We start from the raw sequence: 23,933 nt of genomic DNA, 5'->3' as shown, positions 1-23,933 counted from the left end.
CAAAATATTCCGGTGACCCGCCTCACCGACCCGACTGCGCATCACGCGACTCGTCGACGCACCAGGTGGCTGCCGGTCGCGCTGGCCGTGGTCGCCGGGGTCGCACTCCTCGCCGGGGTCGTGCTCGCCGCGATCTGGTTGCGCGCCCAGCCCGCGGTGCAGGAGTTCATCGCCCGGTACCCCGGCACGACGCCGTTGCCCGAGGGCGCGCCGGTCGGCATCCCCGCCTGGCTCGGCTGGCAGCACTTCCTGAACGTCTTCTTCCTCGTGCTGCTCGTGCGCTCGGGGCTGCTGCTGCGCACGGGCGGCCGCCCGCCGGCGCGGTGGGTGCGGAACAACGACGGGCTCATCCGCACGAAGAACCCGCCGTGGAAGGTCAGCATCCACCTCTGGCTGCACTACACGGTCGACGTGCTCTGGGTCGCGAACGGCATCGTCTTCATCGTGCTGCTCTTCGCCACCGGGCAGTGGATGCGCATCGTGCCGACGAGCCCCGACATCTGGCCGAACGCCGTCTCGGCGGCCCTGCAGTACGCCTCGCTCGACTGGCCGGTCGAGCACGCCTGGGTGAACTACAACAGCCTGCAGGTGCTGAGCTACTTCGCGATCGTGTTCGTCGTGGCGCCGCTCGCCGTGATCACCGGCCTCCGGCTCTCGTCGGTCTGGCCGCAGCGCGCCGAGCGGCTGAACCGCCTCTACCCGGCGAAGCTCGCGAAGGCCGTGCACTACCCGGTGATGCTCGTGTTCGTCGCCTTCGTGATCGTGCACGTCACCCTCGTGTTCGCGACGGGTGCGCTGCGCAACCTCGACGCGATGTTCGCGAGTCGCGACGGTGCGTCGTGGCTCGGCTTCGCGATCTTCGCGGTGTCGCTCGCGGCCATGATCGGCGCCTGGTTCGCCGTGCGGCCGGCGGTGCTGAAGCCCATCGCGAGCCGCATGGGCACCGTCACGCGCTGAGCCGCCGACCGGTCGTCGCGCTCGATGAGGTTAGGCTCACCTCAGAAGAAAATGGCGTTGATCTGCGGAAATCCGTCCGGTCGGTGCTGCGTCTTCGGTCCGCTCGGGCGTACCATCGCGGTATCGAACGGCCGTACGCCGCACTGGGAGGTCACCATGAGCATGACGCTCGACGAACTGCCCGCCGTCGCCGAATGCTCGGTGGCCGGATGCTCCTACAACGACCATTCGCATTGCCATGCCGCCGCGGTCACGATCGGCGGCTCGGTCGGCGATGCGGAATGCGCGACCTTCATCCCGCTCGGCAAGAAGGGCGGCCTCGACAAGGTGCTCACGCACGTCGGAGCCTGCCAGCGTGCCGAGTGCGTGCACAACGAGTCGCTCGAGTGCACGGCGGCCTCGGTGCGCATCGGCGCGGGGTCGACCGACGACGCCGACTGCCTCACCTACGACCCGCGCTGAGGCTCACCAGGCGACGGGGCCATCGCTGCGCCGCCGGTGCGCGCGCACCGGGCGTGGGCGCGTCAGGCCACGACGTGGTCGACGGGGCCTTCGCTGAACTGGCACGACGTGGCTGAGAGGCGCGCGTCGGGGTCGAGTCGCGCGAGCACCGCACCCGCGATCACGTAGAGCTGCTCGAGCTGCTCGGGCGCGAGCGCGTCGAGCACGTTCGCGCGCACGGTCTCGACGTGGCCCGGGGCGGCCTCGGAGATCAGGGCGAGCCCGGCCGGGGTGATCGTGGCGTTCGTCGCGCGCCGGTCTTCCGGGCACGGGAATCGCTCGATGAGCCCGCGCTCCTCGAGGCGCCTGGCGACGTGCGAGAGGCGGGGGAGCGTCGCGTTCGTGCGCGAGGCGAGCTCGGTCATGCGCATCGTGCGCTCGGGAGCCGCGGCGAGCGCCATGAGCGCGCCGTATTCGAAGTGCGTGAGTCCGGCGTCGCGCAGCAACTGCGCGTCGAGCGCTCCGGGGAGCAGCTCGGCGAGTGCCACGAGGCGCACCCACGCGGCCGACTCCTCGGGGGCCAGCCACCGCGTGTCATCCGTCATGCCTGAGAGTCTACCGCATTGGTTGACGCAACAACTGAATGCGCGTACAGTGTTGGTTGTCGGAACAAGTAATCGCGTCGAACGGCGCGGGGAGGAAAGACATGACGACCGTCAGCATCATCGGAAACGGCAACATGGGCACCGCAATCGGGGGCATCGTGGCCGCAGGCGGCAACACCGTCGAGTTCATCGGGCGCGACACCGCCCAGCAGATCACCGGCGACATCGTCGTGCTCGCCGTGCCGCACTTCGCGATCGACGAGATCGTGGCCGCGCGCAGCGCCGAGCTCGCCGGCAAGATCGTCGTCGACATCACGAACCCGCTCGACTTCTCGACCTTCGACTCGCTCGTCGTGCCGGCCGACGGCTCGCGTGCGAGCGAGCTCGCCGCAGCCCTGCCCGACGCGAAGGTGCTGAAGGCCTTCAACACGAACTTCGCCGCCACCCTCGCCGCGAAGACCATCGGCGCCCACCCCACCACCGTGCTCATCGCCGGTGACGACGACGACGCGAAGCTCGCCCTCGCCGAGGTCGTGCGCGCAGGCGGCGTGAACGCCGTCGACGCCGGCCGCCTCTCGCGTGCCCGCGAGCTCGAGGCCGTCGGCTTCCTGCAGCTCACCCTCGCCGTGCAGGAGAAGGTCGGCTGGGACGCCGGCATCGCGCTCGTCGCGTAACCCCGCGTTCGGTCTCCTGCGTCAGCCTGCACTGCGCAGATAGGCCGATTGCGCTCGAACGGATGCGCTCTGGTCTGTCAGCCTGCACTGCGCAGATAGGCCAGCTGGGCTCGAACGGATGCGCTCTGGTCTGTCAGCCTGCACTGCGCAGATAGGCCAGCTGGGCTCGAACGGATGCCTCGGCTGCATTGCGCACCGAGGCATCCGTGTCGGCGTAGACGAGGTCGGTGACCGCACCCGTCGACGCGTCTGCGCCGAGTTCGCGCAGCGCCGCCCGCACCTGGTCGAGCCGCTCGGCCCGGTGCGCGAGGTAGGCGCCGCAGATGGCCGCGAGGTCGGGCAGCACCGGGCCGTGGCCGGGCAGCACGGCGACCGGCCCGGGCGCGCCGAGGGCGCGCAGCGCTTCGAGCGAGTCGAGGTACGGGCCGAGGGCGCCGTCGGGGTCGGCGATGATCGTCGTGCCGCGCCCGAGGATCGTGTCGCCCGTCAGCATGGTGCCGCGAGGGCCGCCGGTCTGATCGCCGGCCTCGTCGTCCCCGACGAGCCGGTCGCCGGGCAGCGAGAAGCACACCGAGTCCGCCGTGTGCCCGGGGGTCGCGACCACGTCGATCTCGAGGCCCCCCGCGCGGAGGCGTTCGCCGTCGACCAGCGGCTCCCCGGCAAGGCAGAACGCCGGGTCGATCGCGCGCACCGGGGCATCCGTCATCGCGTGGAACGCGCCGAGCGACTCGGTGTGATCGGGATGGTGGTGGGTGACGAGCACGAGCTCGACCCGGCCGGCACCGGCGAGGGTCGCGAGGTGGCGCGCGTCGGACGGCCCGGGGTCGACGACGACCACGCTGTCGGAACCCGGTGCCTGCAGCACGTACGAGTTCGTGCCGTCGAGGGTCATCGGTCCGGCGTTGGGGGCCAGCACGAGACGGGCGAACATCGACACGCGATCCGGTGCGCCGAGAGCCTGATCCATGCCCGAAGTGTAACTGCGCCGATGCGCGCCGGCGTGCCGAGTCATAGTCTGAGGAGATGAGCAGCGAGCTGGAGTCACTGACGAACCCGGCGGCCGTCGGTGCGGCCGCGACCGTGGTGCTGTTGCGCGACGGCGAGCGCGGCCCAGAGGTGCTCCTCGCCGAGCGCCCCCGCGATCGCGGGTCCTTTCCCGGCGCCTGGGTCTTCCCGGGCGGTGCGGTCGATGCAGCGGATGCCGGGCGCGGCCCCGTCGACGGCATCGACGCCGCTCGCCGTGCCGCGGTGCGCGAGACCTTCGAGGAGGTCGGGCTCGTGCTCGACGGCGACGAGCTCGTGCCCTTCTCGCACTGGACCCCGCCCGAGAACTCCCCGAAGCGGCTCACCACGACGTTCTTCGCCGTGCGGGTGCCCGACGGCGAGTTGCGGCTCGCGCCCGACGAGGTCGCCGAGGCCGCGTGGTTGCGCCCCCAGGATGCGCTCGACCGGCACGCCGCCGGGAGCATGACGCTGTGGCCGCCGACGTGGGTCACCCTGCACGGGTTGTCGCACGCGGCATCCGTCGACGAGGCGCTCGCCGAACTCCGCGGCGGCGAGGTGCAGCCCTTCGTCGGGAAGGTCGTCGACGAGGACAACATGATCCTCTGGCAGGAGGACGACGAGTACGTCGCCGAGCACAAGCGCGAGGCCCGCGACCCCTCGGTGCCCGACGAAGGGCCCGACGCCGATGGCAATCGCCACCGGCTCATGATGGACCGGTTGCCGTGGATCTACGTCCACACCCTCGGCGCCGGATTCTGAGCACGTGACCGACGTCACGGTCGTCGGCAGCGGACCCAACGGGCTCGTCGCCGCGGTGGTCGCGGCCCGAGCGGGGCTCTCGGTGCGGGTGCTCGAGGCGGCGCCGACGATCGGCGGAGGCCTGCGCACCGCCGAGCTCACGCTGCCCGGATTCCGGCACGACGTGTGCTCGACGGTGCATCCGGCCGGCCTCGCCTCCCCGGTGTTCCGCAAGCTCGGCCTCCTCGACCGCGTCGACTGGGTGGTGCCCGAGGTCTCGTACGCCCACCCGCTCGGTGGCGGCCGCGCCGGCATCGCCTGGCGCGACCTCGACCGCACCGCCGACGGCCTCGAGGCCGACGGCGCGGCCTGGCGGAGCCTCCTCGCCCCGCTCCTCGCCCGCAGCCGAGGGGTCGTCGACTTCACGGGCTCGCAGCTGCTGCGCGTGCCGCACGACCCCGTCGCCGCCCTGAAGTTCGGCCTGCGGGCGCTCGAGCAGGGCACCGCCGCGTGGAACACCCGATTCGTCGGCGACGTCGCGCCGGCGCTCTTCAGCGGCGTCGTCGCGCACGCAGCCGGCGGCATGCCCTCGCTCGCCTCGGCGGGGGCCGGCCTCCTGATCGCCATGCACGGGCACGGCGTCGGGTGGGGCCTGCCGATCGGCGGCTCGCAGACGATCGCGGATGCGCTCGCCGACGAGCTCCGCTCGCGCGGCGGCGAGATCGTGACGGATGCCCCGGTGGCCTCGCTCGCCGAGGTCACGGGCTCACGCGCCGTGCTGCTCGACACCTCGCCCGAGCTGCTCTTCACGGCCGAGCTGCCGGGCCGCTACGCCCGCGCGCTGCGGCGCTACCGTTACGGCTCAGGGGTGGCGAAGGTCGACTTCGCCCTGAGCGGTCCGGTGCCGTGGCGCAACGCCGAGGTGCGGCTCGCACCCACCGTGCACCTCGGCGGCAGCCGCGCCGAGATCGCGGCGGCCGAGAACGCCGTGGCCCGCGGCTACCAGCCCGGCATCGCGGGCGGCGGGGGAGCGGAGCATCCGTACGTGCTCGTGGCGCAGCCGACGGTCGCCGACCCGAGCCGGGCGCCGGCGGGGCAGCATGTGCTGTGGGCCTACACGCACGTGCCCGCCGGCTCGACGCTCGATCCGACCGAGCTCGTCACCGCCGAGGTCGAGCGCTTCGCGCCCGGCTTCCGCGACGTCGTGCTCGCCTCGGCCGCGAGTTCCGCCGCCGAGCTCGGCCGGTACAACGCGAACTACGTCGGCGGCGACATCTACTCGGGCGCCCTCACGATGGCGCAGCTGCTGAAGCGGCCAGTCGTCTCGCCGAAGCCGTGGCGCACGCCGGTCGAGGGCGTGTACCTCTGCTCGAGCGCGACCCCTCCCGGTCCCGCCGTGCACGGCATGAACGGATGGTTCGCGGCCAAGCTCGCCCTGCGGGAGCGCTTCGGCCTGCACTGAGCTTCCAGGAGCTCAACCAACAGCGGGTCGCGGGCGAGGCGTAGCGTGGGCACGTGGAGTGGGTCGCCTGGTTCGACGCGCACGACTACGAGATCGCACGGCAGATCCTGCAGCGGGGGGTGGGTGCGCTCGCGCTCGTGGCGTTCCTCTCGACGCTGAACCAGTTCCGGCCGCTCCTCGGCGAGCACGGGATGCTGCCGGTGCCCGAACTGCTGCGTCGCGCGTCGCGCCTGCGCGGCCCGAGCGTCTTCCGCTGGGGCTACACCGACCGGCGGCTCGTCGCCGTCGCGGTCATCGGGCTCGCGCTCGCGGCATCCGTCGTCATCGGCCTGCCCCAGCTCGGCCCGCCGTGGCTGCCGCTCGCGGTCTTCCTCGCGCTCTGGCTCCTGTACCTCTCGATCGTGAACGTCGGCCAGACCTTCTACGGCTTCGGCTGGGAGATGCTCCTCTGCGAGGCGCTCTTCACGGTCGCGTTCCTCGGCTCGAACGACCAGCCCCCGCCGATCACGATCATCGTCGCCGTGTGGTGGCTCGTCTTCCGGCTCGAGTTCGGGGCGGGCATGATCAAGATCCGCGGCGGGCGCGAGTGGCGCGACCTCACGGCGCTCACGTTCCACCACGAGACCCAGCCGATGCCGGGCCCGCTCAGCCGTCAGGCGCACCTGCTGCCCCGCTGGTTCCACCGCGGCGAGGTGCTCGGCAACCACTTCGCGCAGCTCATCGTGCCCTTCCTGCTCTTCGTGCCCGGCCCGGTCGGCTCCTCGGCCGCGGCGATCGTGATCCTCACGCAGCTCTGGCTCATCGTGACCGGCAACTTCGCGTGGCTGAACTGGATCACCGTGGTGCTCGCGGCGTCCGCGGTCACCGACTCGGCCTGGCACTGGCTGATCCCGGCGATCCCGACCGACCTGGGCACGGATGCCGCGGCGACGCCGATCTGGTGGGCGATCGTGGTGCTCGCGGCATCCGCCCTGCTCGTCGTGCTGAGCTTCTGGCCGATCAGGAACCTGCTGTCGCGGCGTCAGCTCATGAACGCCTCGTTCAACCGCTGGATGCTCGTGAACGCCTACGGCGCCTTCGGCACGGTCACGAAGCGGCGCATCGAGATCGTCGTCGAGGGCACGCTCGCCGAGCGACCCGACGATTCGCCCGACGTCGAGTGGCGCGAGTACGCCTTCAAGGGCAAGCCCGGGGCGCTCCGCCGCATCCCGCGGCAGTGGGCGCCGTACCACCTGCGCCTCGACTGGCTCATGTGGTTCCTGCCGCTCGGGCGCATGTGGGAACCATGGTTCGAAGTGTTCCTGCTGCGCCTCCTCGAAGCGGATGCCCCGACGCTCGCGCTGCTCGACACCGACCCGTTCGACGGCGCCGCACCGCGCTGGATCCGCGCCCGGGCATACCGCTACCGGTTCACGACGCACGCCGAGTTCCGTCGGACCGGCGATCGCTGGGTGCGGACGCTCGAGGGCGAGGTCGTACCGCCGTCGGGGCTCGGGTGAGGGGCGGTGCCGCGGTTCGCGGGCGATTCGCGCGGCTACTCGCGCCGTCGCCGGAAGACGTCGAACAGCACCCGCAGCACGAACAGCGCCGACACGACCACGAGCAGGTAGCCGAAGATCTGGAAGAGGCTGAGCGTCTCGGTGACCTGCGGGCCGGCATCGCTGATCAGCAGCATCGCGGCCATCACGCCGAGCACGCCGGCGAGGAACGCGAGCACGACCTGGTTGACGAGGGAGCGCAGCAGCGAGCGGTCGCGGTGGTCGGCGAAGAGCCGCACGTTGACGCTGAGGCGGCCGTTCGCGAGGGATCCCGAGATCTGGTCGAAGCGGTGGGGCATGCGGCGCAGGATCGGCAGCATCGTGCCCACCTCGTCGATGACCGCGTCCTTCAGCGAACTCGGGTTGAAGGCGTCGGCGATGCGCCCCTTCGCGAGCCCTCCCGCCGCCGTCAACAGGTCGAACTCGGGGTCGAGCACGCGCAGCGTGCCCTCGGCCACGGCGACCGCGCGGAACGCGGAGGCGAGCTCGGGCGGGATCGCGAGCCGGTTCTCGGAGAGCAGGCGGGTCATGTCGGCCACGATCGTCGAGTCGAGCGCCGAGCCCGGGCCGAGGCGAGCGGCCATGAACGAGCCGATCTCCCGGCGCAGCACGAACTCGTCGACGTCGTCGGGCAGTTCGACCATGCCGAGCAGCGCGTCGCTCATCGCGCGGGCGTCGCCGCGGTAGAACGCCATCAGGATCTCGCCGATGCGTTCCCGCATCTCGGAGTCGAGGCGCCCGACCGAGCCGAAGTCGACGAGGCCGAGGCGCCCGTTCTCGAGCAGCATGACGTTGCCGGGGTGCAGGTCGGCGTGGAAGACGCCGTCGTCGATCACCTGGGTGATGAGCGAGTGGAAGAGCAGCGACGCCTGGGCCTTGCGCACCGACTCGGGGCGGGTGCCGTCGTCATCGCTGAGCGCTCGGCCGGGTATGAACTCCATGACGAGCACGCGCGCCGTCGACAGGTCCCTGAAGCAGTGCGGGATCGCGAGCCGCTCGCTCTCGGGGTGCCGGGCCTGCGTCGATTCCATCGCAGCGAGGTTCGCCGCCTCCGAGCGGTAGTCGAGTTCGGCGCGGAGCGACTCGGCGAACGCCGTCGCGACCGAGCGGAGCCCGAGCGAGCGGCCCCATTCCGTCTCGCTCTCGAGCTTGCGGGCGAGACGTTGCACGATGTCGAGGTCGCGCTCGACGCCGGGGATGATGCCCGGCCGCTGCACCTTGACCGCAACGAGCTCCCCGGACGTGAGCCGGGCGCGGTGCACCTGGCCGATCGACGCCGCGGCGAACGGCTCGGCGTCGAACTCGGCGAAGGCGTCGTCGGCCCGGGCTCCGAGCTCGTCGTGCATCAGCTCGTCGATCTCGTTCCATGCGGCGGGCGGCACCGACTGCTGCAGCCGCTCGAGTTCGGCGATGTATTCGTGGGGCAGCAGCTCGGTGCGGGTCGAGAGCATCTGCCCGAGCTTGACGAACACCGGGCCCGCCTCCTCGAGGGAGATCCGGAGCGCTTTCGCCTGGGCGCGACGGGTCCGATCCGCCTCCGGCGTGTGCGACCGGTCGGGCTTGAACGGCACGAGTCCGTTGCGCACAGCGATGCGGGTGACCTCGGAGTAACGGCGACCGCGGTCGAGGGTGCGCTTGAGGTCGGGGATCCAGCGATCGGGTCGCGGCATCGTGCCGCTCGGCACGATGAGCTCGGCGATGACGAGGAACCCGATGGCCACGAGCACGACGATGCCGAGCTGGATCGGCACCAGCGCCAGCGTCGCTCCGCCGCCCTGCCAGACGAACTGGGACTCGAAGCCGAGCTCGGCGACGAGCGCCACGAGTCCGGCGACGATGATGCGTCCCGTGCCGACCTGCACGCCGAGGAACCGCCGCGAGATGCCCGTGAGCAGCATCATGAACAGGATCGTCACGATCGTGACGCCGATCACGCCCAAGATGATGGAACCGGTCGACATTCCTGCCCCCAACGGGCCGGTTTCGAGCGACCCTTCCCCAAGCGTATTGCTCAGGCTCCGGCGGGCTCGCTCACCGGTCGGTGCTCGATGTCGTCGACATGCGCGCTCGGCATCGCGATGCCGCCTGCGATCGTGACGACCGCCGCGATGAGCACCGCCACGAACACGGCCGTCGAGGCGCCGTGGATCGCGACGGGGGAGTGCTCGCCGAGCCCCGAACGAGCGATCACGCCGTTCGCCACCGCCCCGAAGATCGCGACGCCGACCGCACTGCCCATCGAGCGGAGGAACATGTTCGCCCCAGTGACGACGCCGCGCTCCGACCACGGCACCGACGACTGCGCGGCGATGAGCGTCGGGGAGGCCACGAGACCGAGGCCGAGGCCCACGATGAAGCACGCGATCGCGGTGGTCCAGACGTTCGGCGTGAGCGAGGCCGCCACGAGTGCCGCCGAGCCGAGCACGGTGATCGTCAGGCCGATGAGGGCGGTGCTGCGGAATCCGATGCGGAGGAAGAGCCGCCCGGCCTGGCTCGCCGCGATCGGCCAGCCGAGCGTCAGGGCGGCGACCGCGAGTCCCGACACGAGCGGCGAGGCGCCGGCCGTCGCCTCGAGGAAGGTCGGCACGTACGACGTCAGCCCGATGAGCACCGCGCCGACACCGAGCGAGATGAGCGAGGTCGTGAGGATGAGCCGCCGGGAGAAGACCCAGAGCGGCAGCACCGGCTCGGCCGCCCGACGTTCGATGAACACGAACGCGACGAGCAGCAGGCCGCCGATCGAGAATGCGCCGATCGACTGCCACGACAGCCACTCCCATGCCTGGCCGCCCTCGAGCACCGCGAGGATCACCAGCGTCGACGCGATCGTGAGCACGGTCGCACCGGCGTAGTCGATGCGGTGCTTCTCGCGATGGACCGACTCGTGGTACGAGCGGATGAGCATCCACGCGGCGATCAGGCAGAGCGGGATGTTCACGAAGAAGATCCACCGCCACGACGCGAACTCGGCGAAGAGCCCGCCGAGTGTGGGGCCGACGACCGAGGAGATCGCCCAGACGCTCGCGATGTAGCCCTGCACGCGGGCGCGCTCGCGCACGGTGTAGATGTCGCCCGTGATCGTGATGGAGACGGGCAGCACGGCGCCGGCGCCGAGACCCTGGATCGCGCGGAAGACGATGAGCGAGGTCATGTCCCACGCGAAGCCGCAGAGCACCGAACCGACGAGGAAGATGCCGATGCCGATGAGCATGATGGGCTTCCGCCCCACGGTGTCGGCGAGTTTCGAGTAGATCGGCACCGAGACGGCCTGGGCGAGCAGGTAGATCGAGAACAGCCACGGGAACTGGGTGAATCCGCCGAGGTCGGCGACGATCGACGGCACCGCGGTGGCCAGGATGGTGGAGTCGATCGCGATGAGGCCGGTGGCCAGCATCACGGAGATGAGCACGGGCCCTCGCGCCGAACGGAATCCCACAGCGGTCGTCGTCTCGGTCACGTTCCCCCTCGGTCTGCGGGCGCGCTCGAACCGGCCCTTCTACCACCAACGCGTTCGCTCCGGATTCATTCCGGCTCGCGCGGGATCGGATCGAACTCGCCGGGCGGGCCGTTCGACCGCCGGGATCGCCGCGCGCTACCTTCGGACTCATGAGGATCCGAACGAAGCGCCCGGTACCCGCGCCGCCTCCAGCCGCGGCGGAGATCACCAGCGACGGCGACTCCCGCGCGCCCGAGGTGCGGATCAACGCGTTCCGAATCGGCTTCGTCGGTGCGCTCGGCGTGCTGCTCGCCGTGCTGCTCGGCGGCATCGTCGGCGAACTCGGCACCGTGATCCTCTACGTCGCGCTCGCCCTCTTCCTCGCACTCGGCCTCGACCCGATCGTCAGCTGGCTCCAGCGCCGCGGCATGGCGCGCTGGGTCGCGATCCTCATCGTCTTCGCGGGAGTCATCGGAATCTTCGTCGGCCTCATCGCCACGATCGTGCCGATCGTCATCGAGCAGACGACGAACATCGTCGAGAACTGGGACGACATCGTCGCGAATGTGCAGCACAGTCCGTTCGTGACCTGGCTCAACGGCCTCACGGGCAGCGGCAATGCGATCAAGGACGCGATCGAGTCCGCGGGCGATTGGCTCGCCGATCCCGCGAACCTCGGCTCGCTCGGTGGCGGCCTCCTGGCGGTGGGCGCAGGCATCGCCGGGGGCTTCACCGGCGCCACGATCGTGCTCATCCTGACCCTCTACTTCCTCGCCTCGCTCGACTCGATGAAGCGCTACGCGGCCCGATTCGTGCCGGCGAGCTCCCGCCCCGGCTACCGGGACGTGTCCGAGGAGATCACGGGTTCCGTCGGGCGCTACGTCATGGGACAGGTCGGCCTCGGCGCGATCAACGGCGTGCTGAGCCTCATCTACCTGTCGATCATCGGGGCTCCGGTGCCCATCCTCCTGGCGTTCATCGCGTTCCTCTTCTCGCTCGTGCCGCTCGTCGGAACGCTCACGGGTGCGATCATCATCACGCTCGTGTCGTTCGCGGCATCGCCGGAGACCGCGCTCGCCGCCGCGATCTACTACCTGATCTACATGCAGGTCGAGGCCTACGTGCTGAGCCCGCGCATCATGAGCCGCGCGGTCTCGGTGCCCGGAGCACTCGTCGTGATCGCGGCCGTCGCAGGCGGCACCCTCGGCGGCGTGCTCGGGGCACTCGTCGCGATCCCCGTCGCAGCGTCGCTCATCATCATCGTGGAGAAGGTCATCTTCCCCAGGCAGGACACCATCTAGCCCGCAACCGGGTCCGCGGCGGCACCGACGGCCGCGGTGCTCTGCCATGCTGATCGGATGCCCAGTGCAGTTCAGCTGATCCGAGCCTCGACACTCTCCGATGTCGCCGAATACGCCTACGCCGCGACCGCGCCGAAGGAGGCGCGACTCGTCTTCCTCGCCGGGGCCTGCCCGCTCGACGACGACGGCTCGACCGTCGCGGTCGGCGACTACGCGGGTCAGGCGGCCGCCTGCATCGAGACGATGACGCGTGCACTCGCCGCTGCCGGCGCCACGATCGACGACGTCATCAGCACACGCGTGCTCGTCGCCTCATCGCGGCGCGAAGACCTCGGAGTCGTGTGGCAGGTCGTGCGCGACGCGTTCGGAGCCCACGACGTGCCGAGCACGCTGCTCGGCGTGACCGTGCTCGGCTGGGAGCACCAGCTCGTCGAGATCGAGGCGATCGCGGCCGTCGTCGACTGACGCCGGTCGGGTCTCAGAACCAGATGCTGAGGTGCGGAGCGCGCTGCGCCGCGAACATGGCGTCGGCGGCCGCGATCGAGCCGGGGGCGAGTTCGGTGATGCGACCGGCGCGAGCGAGCACCGACGGATGCACCCCGCCGAGGTAGATCGCGCCGAGCTCGCGCACGCCGAGCCTGATGCTGCGAACGCCCTTCGCGGATGCCGCGGCATCCGTGTGCTCGAGGGCGGTGACCTCGGCACGACCGGCCTCGTCGACGACGAGCTCGAAGCGCCCGCCCGCGATGCCGATCGGGTCGTCGACCTCGATCTCGAGTCGACCGGGTGCGCTGTAGCGCCGCGCCGTGAGCGCGGTGACCGGGTCGATCACGCGGAGCCACAGGTGGTCGACGACATCGGAGAACGAGACGGCCCGCGGGTCCTCGAGCAGCCAGGGGAGCGGTTCGTCGACCGATCGGAGCAGGCCGCGCGTGCCCGACACGAAGTCCTGCTCGACGAGGAATCGCCAGAGCGCTCGCTCGGCGTCGTCGGTCGCGGCCGCGAGGAAGTCGAACTCCGCGACGCCCGGCTCGTTGGGCTCACGGCTCACGTGGAACACGGCGAAGCCCTGCGCCTGACCGCGCTCGTCGTCGTAGCGCACGACACGTCGGGCTCGCGAGCGGCCGCTGTCGGCGTCGTGCAGTCCGAGCACCCGGTCGAGCAGGCCCGGCCAGCGATCGATCTCGCCGGGGGTGCGCGCCACGGCACGACGTGCGATCGCGGGGGCCGCCTCGCGAATGGACGCGGCATCGACGAACTGCACGCGGCCCGGGGCATCCGGCCCGACCCAGTGCACCCGTCGCCGGTCGACGAACACCGTCGCTGACCGCGCGGCCGGAGCGTAGCCGTAGCGGCCGTAGATCGTCGCCTCGGTGGCGGTCAGCATCGCGAGCGCGGCGCCCGCCGCACGGGCGTTCTGGAGCTCGGCGAGCATGAGCGCCCTGGCGATGCCGCGTCGGCGATGCGTCGGCGAGACCGTGACCGAGCTCACCGCCCAGGCGTCGACGCTGCGCCCGCCGGGCACGCTCAGCCCCGTCGGCCAGCTCGAGACGGTCGCGACCGGAATCGCCGGGTCGACGATGGTCGAGTCGTAGACGCCGTGCACCCGCCGGTCGGCGATCACGCCGAGTTCGTGGTCGAGCTCGATCTGCTTCGGACGAGCGTGATGGAACCCTCGGAAGTCGGCCTCGACCCACGCCGCGGCCGCTGCCGCATTGCGGGGGTCGACGAGCCGGTAATCGAGTCCTCTCGCGGCGAGCGAGGCGAGCGCCTCGGAATCGGCGGGGAATCCCTGCAGGTCGAACGACATCAATCCATCGTAGTGGTGACGCCCATCGGTGAGGCGAGGGCGCCGCCCGGCCCGTGCCCGCTCAGCGCATCGGGTAGTCGGGGAGGCTGTCGTCGGTCGCGAAGGTGTCGGTCATCCACATCATCGTGCGGTACATCAGGGGGTTCGCGAAGGTCCAGTCCCGCATCCGGATGCGCCCGGTCGACGGCGGAGCGAGGAAGGGGCCGGCGTTGCCGGTGCGGGCGATCTTCGTGGGCTTCCGCATGCGGCGGTCGTACGCCGCGAACGCCGCCGCGTGGTCGCCGCCCGCGGCGATCAGTTCGCCGGCGAGGACGTACGCGCCGATGAGCGCGAGCCCGGTTCCGAATCCGCCGAGTGTGTTCGCGTAGCCCGCATCGCCGACGAGCGCTGCGCGACCCTGCGTGAATGAGGTCATCCTGGTGCGCGCGAGGGCGTCGAGGTAGAAATCGGATGCCGCGCGGCTGGCCTCGAGCGCAGCGGGCACACGCCATCCGGCGCCCGCGAATGCGGATTCGAGGAAGGCCCGCTGCGACGCGATGTCGCGCCGGTCGTAGTCGGGCCGTTCGGCGCGGAAGACGAACAGGTTCGGCGCCTTCTGGCCGCCGAGGAGTGCCAGCCGACCGGGTTCGTTGTACCCGTAGGCGATGCCGCGCCCATCGGGGAGCCGGGTCTCGAGGTCACCGAGTGGTGCTTGCCCGCTCGCGACCGCGTAGTAGAACCCGCGTGTCTCGACGTACCGGTCCTCCGGTCCGAATGCGAGACGTCGTACCGCGGAGTGCACGCCGTCCGCACCGATCACGAGATCGAACCGCTCGTCGGGTCGACGGGCGAAGGCGACGTCGACGCCGGCATCCGACTCGGTGATCGCGGTGATCTCGTCGTCGAACACGTAGGCGGCGTCTGCGGCGGACTGTGCGAGCAGGATGCCGGCGAGGTCGCCGCGAAGGATCTCGACGTCGCCGCCGATGAACTCGCCGGGCACGACGGCGTTCACATGGTCGTTCGCGTCGACCATGCGCCAGTCCGTCTTCGCAGTCCGCCGCGCGTGCACCTCGTCGAGGATTCCCATGCGGGTCAGCAGCGCGTGGTGCGTCCGCCCCTTGAAGTCGACGGCCTGGCCGCCTGGACGGGCGGTCGGCGCCTTCTCGACGACCGTCACGTCGAAGCCGTTGCGGCCGAGCCAGCGCGCCAGCGCGGGGCCGGCGATGCTCGCGCCGGAGATGAGGACCTTCGTCGTTGCCATGTGTGCCTTCCTTCGTCCGATTAATTGCGTCTTATGGACACAATAACGCGATCGCGTACAGTGGACGCAATCAGTTCGAAGGAGAATCGTGACCGAGGGTGAAGTCGACGCGGCGTCGCGGGTCGAAGCCGCGGCGTTCCTCTGGGCGCAGCCGTCCGGGCGGAAGCCCGGGCCGAAGCCGAGGTACACGCTCGACGGCATCGCCGAGGCCGCGATCGCCATCGCGGACGAATCCGGGCTCGACGAGGTCACGATGCAGCGCGTCGCGGAACGACTCGGCACGACGAAGATGGCGCTCTATCGCTACGTTCCCGGGCGCGCGGAGCTCGACGCGATCATGCTCGACACCGCGCTCGGCGCACCCGTCGTAGCCGAGGGGGTGCAGTGGCGCGCTGCACTGACGGCGTGGGCTGCAGGAGTCCACACTCGCGCCATGACGCACCCGTGGGTCGTCGAACTCGTGCAGCGGCCGCATACGCCCGGCCCCGGCGAGCTCGCGTGGTTCGAAGCCGGTCTCGGCACGATGGTGGAACTTCCCCTTCGCGGCGGGGAGAAGCTCGACCTGCTGACCCTCCTGGTCGGCCACGTGATGTCGCTCGTCCGCCAACGTGATTCCTCACGCGCGCCCGAACAGCAACTCGCGGCGAGCCTCGCGTCGATCCTCGCCACGCGCGCCGAGCTCTACCCGAGGACGGCGAGCGCGTTCGCCGAAGCCGATGACGACGGGGCCCGCGACGACGCCCTGCGATTCGGTTTCGAGCGCGTGCTCGACGGTGTCGCTGCGCTCGTCGCCGAGCGCGGGGCATCCTCGTCGTCTCCTTCCTGATCGCGGAGCAAGGCAGCGCGGCGGCGCACCCTCTGGGTGACCTGGCTCGTCGTCGTCGTCACGGGAGTGTCGACCGGTGGCGTACCTGATCGAATGTGTGATATTCACGAATCACACAAATTCTCACATTCGAGAGGTCGGCACATGGTTGCAGCGGCACGTCACGACGCCATCCTGAGGGAACTCGAGCTACGGGGCTCACTTCGCATCTCCCAGCTGGCGGGGCGCATGGGGGTGTCCGCCATGACCCTGCGTCGAGACCTCGCCGAGCTGGAGGAGCGCGGCCTCCTCATGCGGGCGCACGGCGGCGCGGTCTCGAATGCGGTCGCCCAGCAGCAGGCCTCCGCGGGCGAGCGGAGCGGTACGACCGCTCGGCGCCCGGTGGCGACGATCGGCATGGTGACGCCGTCGGCGAGCTACTACTTCCCGCAGGTGATCCGCGGAGCCAGTGATGCGGCGCGGGAGCTGAACTGCCGTCTCGTGCTCGGGACGACGAACTACTCGGAGCGCGAGGAGCTCCGCCAGGCGGAGCGGCTCATCGCGGGCGGTGTCGACGGACTGATGATCACCCCGCGCGGCGGACTCGTCGAGGGAACCGAGTTGCACGCGCTCCTCGTCGAGTCGCCCATTCCCGTCGTGCTCGTCGAGCGGAGCGTCGACGAGCGGCACGCCGGTCGTCTCGAGTCCGTGCGCAGCGATCATTCGTACGGCGCCGAACTCGCGGTGCGCCACCTCGTCGACCGCGGCCATCGCAGGATCGCCCTCGCCGCCCGAGACGCGGCGACGACGACGGGCCTCATCGACGGCTACGAGCGCTCGATGGCGCGCGCCGGACTGGGTGAGGAGGCGTTCCGGTGGCGGCTGCCCGAGCCGAAGATCGGCACGGACTCCACGATCGACGCGCTCGAAGCGTTCCTCGAGGAGTGTGGGAGACGCCGGGTCACCGCCGCGATCATGCTCGGCGACGTCGACTCGATGGCGTTCGCCGATCTCGCGGTCGAACGCGGCATCCGCATCCCCGAGGACTTCGCCCTGGTCGCCTACGACGACGAGTTCTCGGCGTATGCCGCTGTTCCGTTGACGGCGGTCGCGCCACCCAAGCACGACCTCGGCGATGCCGCCCTGCGGCTCTGCTTCGACCGCATCCGGCAGCGCGAGGGGGCCGGGCACGCGGTGACCAGGATGGCGCTGCTTCCGACGTTGATCGAACGCGAATCGACTCGCGAGAGCACGACACCTATGTTCTGAAATGTTCGAAATGGGCGATTTTCTTGCAGTCGGGATCTGAAGCAGGTTCAGTAGCAGGCACGCTTCACATTCAAAGGAGAATCCGATCATGAACCTGCGTCGCACCTCGTTCGCGGCAGCAGCGCTGCTGTCCGCCGGCGTACTGCTGGCAGGCTGCGCTGCGAGCGCCGCCCCCGAATCCGACAAGCCGACCGCGGCCGAGAACCCCACGGGTGAGATCACGTTCTGGTCGTCGCTCAGCGGCATGGCCGACGTCGCCGCCGCGTTCAATGCGAGCCAGGACGACATCACGGTGACGTTCGAGGAGATCCCGAACGCCGCCAATGGCGGGTACACGAAGCTCTCCGCGGCGATCGAGTCGGGCACCGGCCCGGATGTGGCCGGCATCGAGTACGTCAGCCTTCCCGGGTTCGCCGCCTCCGAGCAGGTCGTCCCGATCGACGACCTCGTCTCCGAGGACGTCCTCGGCGAGTACAGCGAGCAGGTTCGCGAGCTCGTCACCTTCGGTGGCGCGACGTACGGAATGCCATACGATGCGCCGCCGCAGATCATGTGGTACCGCCAGGACGTGCTGGACGCCGCCGGCGTCGAGGTCCCGACGACGTGGGAGGAGTTCGAGGATGCCGCTCGCGCCGTGAAGGCCGCGAACCCGAGCGCCTACCTCACGAGCTTCTTCATGAACGAGCCGCAGCTCGCGCCGCTGTCATGGCAGGCGGGCAGCAAGTGGTTCAGCATCGAAGACGAGAAGTGGAAGGTCGCGATCGACGACAAGGCCAGCACGAAGGTCGCCGATTACTGGCAGAAGCTCATCGACGAGGACCTCGTCAAGGCGCAGCTCGGATTCAGCGACGAGTGGACGGCTGACCTCAACAGCGGCGTCGTGAACGGTTGGGTCGGCGGCTCCTGGAGCGCGTCCGGTCTCAAGACCCGCACCGAGGCATCCGGTCAGGCCGGGAAGTGGATCGCCGCGGTGCCCCCGTCGTGGGGCGACGAGCCGACCGGCGCCCTCAGCGGCGGCACGAGCTTCGCGATCACCGAGAACTCGGAGAACCAGGCCGCGGCCGCGAAGTTCCTCGAGTACCTCACGACGAACCCCGCAGCCGTCGAGGCGCGTGGCGACGTCGGCACCGCCTACCTCGCATTCCCCGGCCTGAACGAGGTCGCCAGCAAGGTCGCACCGACCGACTACTTCGCGAACGACATCTACGAGGTCTTCGACGAGGCGTCGTCGCACGTCGTCGGCGGATGGTCGTGGGGCCCCGACTACGACATCACGAACACGGCGATGCGCGACGCGGTCACCACGGCGCCGACGCTCGGCGACGCACTCGAGCAGACGCAGTCCGCGACCGTCGACGGGCTCGACCAGCTCGGTCTCGACGTCTCGGAGTAGCAACCTCCGGTGCCGGCAGGCAGCCCTGCCGGCACCGTGAACCGAAGGGCATGACCATGAGCGTCAGAACCAGTGGGCCGAGCCGGTCCACGACCAAGCCGCGGCCGATCCAGGGCACCGGCGGACGGACCGCGGCGATCTTCCTGGTGCCGTTCTTCACCGTCTTCCTCGTCGCGATGATCGCCCCGGTCGTCTACGCGGTCGGCCTGAGCCTGTTCGCCGAGCAGCGAAGCGGACTCGGGTTCGGCGGAGCCGAGACGGTGTTCGTCGGCCTCGGGAACTACGTCGACGTGCTGCAGAACGACACCTTCATCGCCGGCTTCGCACGACTCGCGCTCTACTGCGTGCTCTACGTGCCGACCCTGCTCGGAGTCGCGCTCGGCTTCGCCCTGCTGCTCGACGCCGTCGTCGCCAAGGCTCGGCGGGCGTTCCAGCTCCTGCTCTTCCTGCCGCACGCCGTTCCCGGTGTGATCGCCGCCCTGATCTGGGCCTACCTCTACACGCCGGGCGTGAGCCCGATCGTCTCGGCGCTCGCCTCCGGCGGCATCCAGATCGACTTCCTCTCGGTGCACCTGGTGCTGCCGTCCATGGTGAACATCGCGGTGTGGGAGTGGGCGGGATACAACGTGATCATCCTCTTCACGGCCCTCCAGTCGGTGCCGCGTGAGGTCTTGGAGGCTGCTCGCGTCGACGGCGCGGGGGAGATCCGGACCGCGTTCTCGATCAAGACCCCGCTCATCGCTCCAGCGCTCGGCGTCGCGCTGCTGTTCACGGTGATCGGTTCGCTGCAGCTCTTCACCGAGCCGAAGATCCTCTCGACCGCGACGACCGCGGTCACGAGCACCTGGGTGCCGAACATGTGGGCGTACGACGCTGCATTCAACCGCAACAACCTGCCCCAGGCCGCCGCCGCCTCCATCATCCTCGCGCTCCTCGCGGGCCTGCTCTCCTGGGTCGTCACGCGCTTCACCTCGAAGGGGAACTCCCGATGAGCACGACATCCTCGATTGCGCGGCCGACCTCGGTCTCGCCCTCCGTCCCCGCCGACGGAGCGGGTGCCCCACCCACTCGTCGGCGACGTCGCTCACCCGGCGGCGGAATCGGTGCGACGTTCGGCGTCAACGGACTCCTCGTCCTCGGGTCGGCGTACATGGTGCTGCCGCTGCTCTGGCTCGTGTTCGCCACGACCAAGGACGCCTCGGCGCTCTACGGCAGCGACGCGTTCACCTGGGGCGGGGCCTTCTTCGCGAACCTCGAGCGGCTGCTCACCGAAGACGACGGGATCTTCCTCCGTTGGCTCGGCAACAGCGTGCTCTACGCCGCAGTGGGAGCGATCGTGGGCGGATTCGTGGCGCTCATGGCCGGGTACGCCTTCGACAAGTTCCAGTTCCGCGGCAAGGGGGCGCTCTACGGCGCGGTCCTGATCGGCGTGCTCATCCCCAACACGGCGACGGTCATCCCGCTGTACCTCCTCGCCGCCTCGCTGGGCGTGACGAACACGATGTGGGCGGTGCTCATCCCGGCGTTCTGCAACCCGTTCAGCGTCTACCTCGCGCGGGTCTTCAGCGCCGGCTACCTGCCCGACGAGACCCTCGAGGCGGCGCGGGTCGACGGCGCCGGCCCGATCCGCAGCTTCTTCAGCGTCGGGCTCCCGATGCTCGTGCCCGGCTTCGTGACGATCGCCCTCTTCCAGTTCGTCGCCGTCTGGAACAACTTCATGCTGCCGCTCATCATGCTGCAGGATCGCCAGCTCTTCCCCACGAGCGTCGGCATCTTCCTCTGGCAGAGCCAGGTGCAGCAGAACCCCGAGTACCTCCCGCTCGTGATCGCCGGCTCGTTCCTCTCGGTCGTGCCGCTCGTGATCGCCTTCGTGATGCTGCAGCGCTTCTGGCGTTCGGGCCTCTCCGCGGGGAGCGTCAAGTGATCGCGGCACGCCCACGGGTCGCATTCGCCATGGCTCCGGAGGTGCGACAGCGGATCTTCCCCGACGCCCGCATGGCACGATTCGAGGAGATCGCGGACGTCCTCGGCTCCCTCAGCGAGTTCGAATCGGATGCCGCTCGCCGCATGCTCGCCGAAACGGACGTGCTCGTGACGGGATGGGGTGCCCCGTTCGTCGATGCGGCGGTGCTCGATGCGGCACCGCGACTGAAGGCCGTCCTGCATTCGGCCGGCACCATCAGGCCGTTCCTGTCGGACGACGTGCTGGAGCGAGGCATCCGGGTCAGCACCGCCGCCGCTGCGAACGCAGTGCCCGTCGCCGAGTACACCGCGGCGATGATCGTCCTCGCCAACAAGAAGGTGCTGCCGATCGCCGCGAGGTATCGCGCCCTGCGGGAGGAGTTCGACGCAGAGGCGGCGTTCCCCGGCATGGGCAACTACGGCAAGCGCATCGGCATCGTCGGCGCCTCGAAGATCGGCCGCAAGGTCATCGAACTGCTGCGCGCGTACGAGCTCGACGTCGTGGTCTACGACCCGTTCCTGTCGCAGGACGACGCCGCCGAGCTCGGGGTCGGCGTGGTCGGACTCGACGAACTCCTGTCGACGTCCGATGTCGTCTCGGTGCACGCGCCGTCACTCCCGGCCACACGCAACCTCATCGACGCACGAGGCATCGGCCTGATGCGCGTCGGGTCGACCCTGCTGAACACTGCCAGGGGGGAGATCATCGACCAGGATGCCCTGACCGCACGCGTCCTCGCGGGCGAGCTGTTCGCGATCCTCGACGTCACCACCCCGTGGGTGCTCGCGACCGATCATCCGCTGTACGCCCATGAGCACGTGATGCTCACGCCCCACGTCGCGGGATCGCTCGGAGTCGAGCTCGGTCGGCTCGCCGACGTGGTGCACGACGAGCTCGAGCGGTTGATCGACGGACGCGCGCTCGCCCACGAGGTGGAGGCGGACCGGCTGTCGATCACGGCGTAATCGTGCGACTCCGGTGATCCGGCGTCGTGATGGCCGATCCGCCCGCAACGCGCAGGTCGGCCATCACTGGCGAGGGAGCTGCGTGTCCGGGTTTGTGCATGCCGTCGAAGCGGCTTCGGGGCGATGATTCAGCAGGCTTACGGCGTTCCCGGACCCTCTCGGACGTTCGCCCGGCAACGGGATGTTCGGAGTTGTTCGAATCATTGAGGTCCTGCTCCCGAGCAGGTTTCCTGAGATGGGCGTGCAGCGCACGCCGACAGACCGAAGGAGTTCTGATGAACCACAACCCGACGCTCACGAGACGCGTGGCCCTCCAGGCCGGCGGGGCCGGCGGCCTCGCCGTGATCGCTGCGCTCATGTCCTCGGCTCCGGCCCACGCTGCGGGCGCGACGCCGACGGCGCAATCGCTCGAGCCGATCATCACCGACCTCGGCCCGGCGGTGGTGCAGTTCTCGTTGATGAGCTCCGTGACCATCGGCGACACCGTGTACATCGGCTCGCGCAACGTCGAACCGGCACGCATCGTCGCCCTTCACCTCCCGACCGGCCGGGTCATCGGCATGACCGAGATCGGAACCGGGCACTCCCTGCAGGCGATGGCCGCAGACCCCACTGGTCGCTACGTCTACGCGGGCGTGCTGCAGAAGGCGGGCGGGCCGCAGCCCAACCTGTATCGGTGGGACGTCACGACGCTCGGAACGCCGGCTGAAGCAATCGGTCGCATCGGTGATCGCGACGTGCGCGCCGTCGCCGTCTCGCCCGACGGTCGGCTCTACGCGGTCGGAAGCGGTGCTGGGACTCCGGCTCTGTGGGAGTACGACCCCGTGACCGGTCAGGTGGCGAACCTCGGCACCCCGGACCCGGCGGCGACTGGCGCCCGAGCCGTTGCGGCCACCGAGACGACCGTCTTCTTCGGCGGAGGCACGCTCTTCGGCGGTGGCGCAGCGCGGGCCGGCCTGTTCGCCTACGACCGTGCCGGCGGCGCCTCCCGCGACATCACCCCCGCCGAGATGCTGAACGACCCGAGCATCCGTGAGCTCGCCGTCATCGGCGGCAAGCTCGTGGTGGGATCGGCCGCATCGACCGCGCAGTCGAAGGTCGCCGTCATGGACCTCGACGACCTCACCAGCTACTCGATCGCAACCTCGATCGGGAAGACCGCGAAGAAGTTCGCGATGATCGGCGACACCGTGTACTTCGCGAACGAAGGCACGATCCTGTCGTACTCGCCCGCGTCGGGCGTCGTCGCGCCGGTCGAGTTCGATGGCCCGGCGGTCGCCGAGGTGTGGGGACTCGACAGCGGGGGCGGCACGCTCGTCGCCACCTCGTCGTACGGCTTCGTGCTGCAGATCGACCCCGTGGCGGGGACATCCGTCGTCACCGACCTGGCGGCCGCAGGTGCACCGGCTGCCGCACAGGCGGCCATGGGTGTGGCAGCCGGGCTCGGGTCGGTCTTCGTCGGCGGATCGGGCACCGTGGCGCACCACCGGCTCGCGGGCGGACCGGTCGAGTACTTGCGTGCGCCCGGCGAGGCCAAGGACGCCATCGTCGTCGGGGGCGTGCTGCTCACCGGTCAGTACAGCTCGGAAGGCATCTGGAGGTACGACCCGCGCGACGGGCGACCGATCACCAAGGTCGCAGAGTTCCCTGGCGAGCAGAACCGGCCGCACGACGTGTGCTGGGACGACGTGCACGGGCTGGCGCTGGTCGGCGTCCAGTCGGACACGGTGGGAGGCGGGTCGCTCTGGACCTACGACCCGCAGACCGAGCAGTCGAAACTCTTCACCAACCCCATCGACGCCACGCAGTACGTGCGCGCGGTCGTCAGCCGAGAGGGCGTCGCCTACCTGGGAGGCGGTCTCCAGAACGCCGATGGGCCGGGTACCGTCGTCGCCTTCGACCCGGTGACGGGTGAAGAGCTCTGGCGTACTGCTCCGCTGCCGGGGTCGGGCATCGCCGCCCTCGCGGTGCGGGGGCGTCACCTCTACGGACTGACGCGGAGGGGCGGCTTCTTCGTCATCGACCTGACGCGGCGGACCGTGGTGCACACCGCCGACCACAGTTCCCTCAGCTCCGGGTACGCCGCCATGGTGACCAACAGGGGTGTGGTCTATGCCGTCTCGGACACCGACCTGTTCCGCTTCGATCCCACGACGTTCGCTGCCACGGTCGTGGTTCCCGACATCAACGGAAGCTGGTACAGCGGCTCCCACATCACCAACGACGAGCAGGGGCGCCTCTACACGATGCGCGGTCGGAACCTCGTGCAGATCGATGACCGTCCGCGCAGCTGACCTGCGGCGCCGATGACGAATGCCGCGCCGGATG

The 23,933-nt window shown here is 70.1% G+C and carries 21 protein-coding genes; 15 read left to right on the top strand and 6 right to left on the bottom strand.

The window, feature by feature from the left end:
* Positions 1-12: 12 nt before the first annotated feature.
* Positions 13-957: a cytochrome b/b6 domain-containing protein gene (locus BUR99_RS17790; RefSeq protein WP_084184128.1), complete on the top strand. Its 945-nt coding sequence runs from the start codon at positions 13-15 to the stop codon at positions 955-957.
* 156 nt (positions 958-1,113) lie between these two features.
* Complete coding sequence (locus BUR99_RS17785) at positions 1,114-1,419, top strand: DUF1540 domain-containing protein (RefSeq protein WP_074261740.1); 306 nt, start codon at positions 1,114-1,116, stop codon at positions 1,417-1,419.
* A 62-nt stretch (positions 1,420-1,481) separates the two neighbouring features.
* On the opposite strand, the gene BUR99_RS17780 is transcribed toward BUR99_RS17785, so the two are convergent.
* Positions 1,482-2,003 (bottom strand): MarR family winged helix-turn-helix transcriptional regulator, encoded by a 522-nt coding sequence (locus BUR99_RS17780; RefSeq protein WP_074261739.1) that lies wholly within the window; start codon positions 2,001-2,003, stop codon positions 1,482-1,484.
* Positions 2,004-2,104: 101 nt separating this feature from the next.
* Between BUR99_RS17780 and BUR99_RS17775 the strand changes: the two genes are divergently transcribed.
* Complete coding sequence (locus BUR99_RS17775) at positions 2,105-2,677, top strand: NADPH-dependent F420 reductase (protein WP_074261738.1); 573 nt, start codon at positions 2,105-2,107, stop codon at positions 2,675-2,677.
* A gap of 133 nt (positions 2,678-2,810) precedes the next feature.
* Here the strand turns inward: BUR99_RS17775 and BUR99_RS17770 are convergent, their stop codons facing one another.
* Complete coding sequence (locus BUR99_RS17770; protein WP_074261737.1) at positions 2,811-3,644, bottom strand: MBL fold metallo-hydrolase; 834 nt, start codon at positions 3,642-3,644, stop codon at positions 2,811-2,813.
* A gap of 56 nt (positions 3,645-3,700) precedes the next feature.
* On the opposite strand from BUR99_RS17770, the gene BUR99_RS17765 reads away from it, so the two are divergent.
* The 3 genes from BUR99_RS17765 to BUR99_RS17755 are packed head-to-tail and all read left to right on the top strand — an operon-like array spanning position 3,701 to position 7,381.
* A complete protein-coding gene (locus BUR99_RS17765) occupies positions 3,701-4,441 on the top strand; it encodes an NUDIX hydrolase (RefSeq protein WP_084184127.1) in 741 nt (246 codons plus the stop codon).
* Positions 4,442-4,445: 4 nt separating this feature from the next.
* On the top strand, positions 4,446-5,882 hold the full coding sequence (locus BUR99_RS17760; protein WP_074261736.1) for a phytoene desaturase family protein: 1,437 nt from the start codon (positions 4,446-4,448) through the stop codon (positions 5,880-5,882).
* Positions 5,883-5,935: 53 nt separating this feature from the next.
* Positions 5,936-7,381, top strand: a complete 1,446-nt coding sequence (locus BUR99_RS17755; protein WP_074261735.1) for a lipase maturation factor family protein — start codon at positions 5,936-5,938, stop codon at positions 7,379-7,381.
* Positions 7,382-7,416: 35 nt separating this feature from the next.
* Here BUR99_RS17755 and BUR99_RS17750 read toward each other — a convergent pair whose 3' ends face one another.
* Positions 7,417-9,381, bottom strand: a complete 1,965-nt coding sequence (locus tag BUR99_RS17750) for an ABC1 kinase family protein (protein ID WP_074261734.1) — start codon at positions 9,379-9,381, stop codon at positions 7,417-7,419.
* A 50-nt stretch (positions 9,382-9,431) separates the two neighbouring features.
* Entirely contained in the window at positions 9,432-10,814 is a 1,383-nt protein-coding gene (locus BUR99_RS17745) for an MDR family MFS transporter (protein WP_200802773.1), read from the bottom strand.
* 212 nt (positions 10,815-11,026) lie between these two features.
* On the opposite strand from BUR99_RS17745, the gene BUR99_RS17740 reads away from it, so the two are divergent.
* A complete protein-coding gene (locus BUR99_RS17740) occupies positions 11,027-12,157 on the top strand; it encodes an AI-2E family transporter (protein WP_200802769.1) in 1,131 nt (376 codons plus the stop codon).
* A gap of 57 nt (positions 12,158-12,214) precedes the next feature.
* Positions 12,215-12,622 (top strand): RidA family protein, encoded by a 408-nt coding sequence (locus BUR99_RS17735; RefSeq protein WP_074261732.1) that lies wholly within the window; start codon positions 12,215-12,217, stop codon positions 12,620-12,622.
* A 13-nt stretch (positions 12,623-12,635) separates the two neighbouring features.
* On the opposite strand, the gene BUR99_RS17730 is transcribed toward BUR99_RS17735, so the two are convergent.
* Positions 12,636-13,967 carry a GNAT family N-acetyltransferase gene (locus tag BUR99_RS17730; protein WP_074261731.1) on the bottom strand — a complete coding sequence of 444 codons (1,332 nt, stop codon included), beginning with the start codon at positions 13,965-13,967 and terminating at the stop codon, positions 12,636-12,638.
* 61 nt (positions 13,968-14,028) lie between these two features.
* Positions 14,029-15,210 carry an FAD-dependent monooxygenase gene (locus BUR99_RS17725; protein ID WP_074261730.1) on the bottom strand — a complete coding sequence of 394 codons (1,182 nt, stop codon included), beginning with the start codon at positions 15,208-15,210 and terminating at the stop codon, positions 14,029-14,031.
* An 88-nt stretch (positions 15,211-15,298) separates the two neighbouring features.
* Between BUR99_RS17725 and BUR99_RS17720 the strand changes: the two genes are divergently transcribed.
* The 7 genes from BUR99_RS17720 to BUR99_RS17690 all read left to right on the top strand — a co-directional run bounded on the left by BUR99_RS17720 (position 15,299) and on the right by BUR99_RS17690 (position 23,899).
* On the top strand, positions 15,299-16,036 hold the full coding sequence (locus BUR99_RS17720; RefSeq protein WP_074261729.1) for a TetR/AcrR family transcriptional regulator: 738 nt from the start codon (positions 15,299-15,301) through the stop codon (positions 16,034-16,036).
* Positions 16,037-16,129: 93 nt separating this feature from the next.
* Positions 16,130-17,284 carry a substrate-binding domain-containing protein gene (locus BUR99_RS17715; protein ID WP_084184126.1) on the top strand — a complete coding sequence of 385 codons (1,155 nt, stop codon included), beginning with the start codon at positions 16,130-16,132 and terminating at the stop codon, positions 17,282-17,284.
* An 88-nt stretch (positions 17,285-17,372) separates the two neighbouring features.
* Positions 17,373-18,677, top strand: coding sequence for an ABC transporter substrate-binding protein (locus BUR99_RS17710; RefSeq protein ID WP_074261727.1), 1,305 nt, complete (start codon positions 17,373-17,375; stop codon positions 18,675-18,677).
* A gap of 56 nt (positions 18,678-18,733) precedes the next feature.
* On the top strand, positions 18,734-19,669 hold the full coding sequence (locus BUR99_RS17705) for a carbohydrate ABC transporter permease (protein ID WP_084184150.1): 936 nt from the start codon (positions 18,734-18,736) through the stop codon (positions 19,667-19,669).
* A complete protein-coding gene (locus BUR99_RS17700; RefSeq protein ID WP_084184125.1) occupies positions 19,666-20,601 on the top strand; it encodes a carbohydrate ABC transporter permease in 936 nt (311 codons plus the stop codon). The genes BUR99_RS17705 and BUR99_RS17700 overlap by 4 nt, the downstream gene beginning before the upstream one ends.
* Positions 20,598-21,605: a hydroxyacid dehydrogenase gene (locus BUR99_RS17695; RefSeq protein WP_234980906.1), complete on the top strand. Its 1,008-nt coding sequence runs from the start codon at positions 20,598-20,600 to the stop codon at positions 21,603-21,605. The genes BUR99_RS17700 and BUR99_RS17695 overlap by 4 nt, the downstream gene beginning before the upstream one ends.
* Before the next feature lie 275 nt (positions 21,606-21,880).
* The gene (locus BUR99_RS17690) at positions 21,881-23,899 is read left to right on the top strand and encodes an outer membrane protein assembly factor BamB family protein (RefSeq protein ID WP_074261724.1); all 2,019 of its coding nucleotides are present in this window, start codon (positions 21,881-21,883) and stop codon (positions 23,897-23,899) included.
* Positions 23,900-23,933 lie beyond the last annotated feature (34 nt).

Source organism: Agromyces cerinus subsp. cerinus, from assembly GCF_900142065.1.
Lineage (GTDB): Bacteria > Actinomycetota > Actinomycetes > Actinomycetales > Microbacteriaceae > Agromyces > Agromyces cerinus.
Note: the sequence above shows the minus strand (reverse complement) of the source record. Positions and strands in the feature narration are given on the sequence as shown.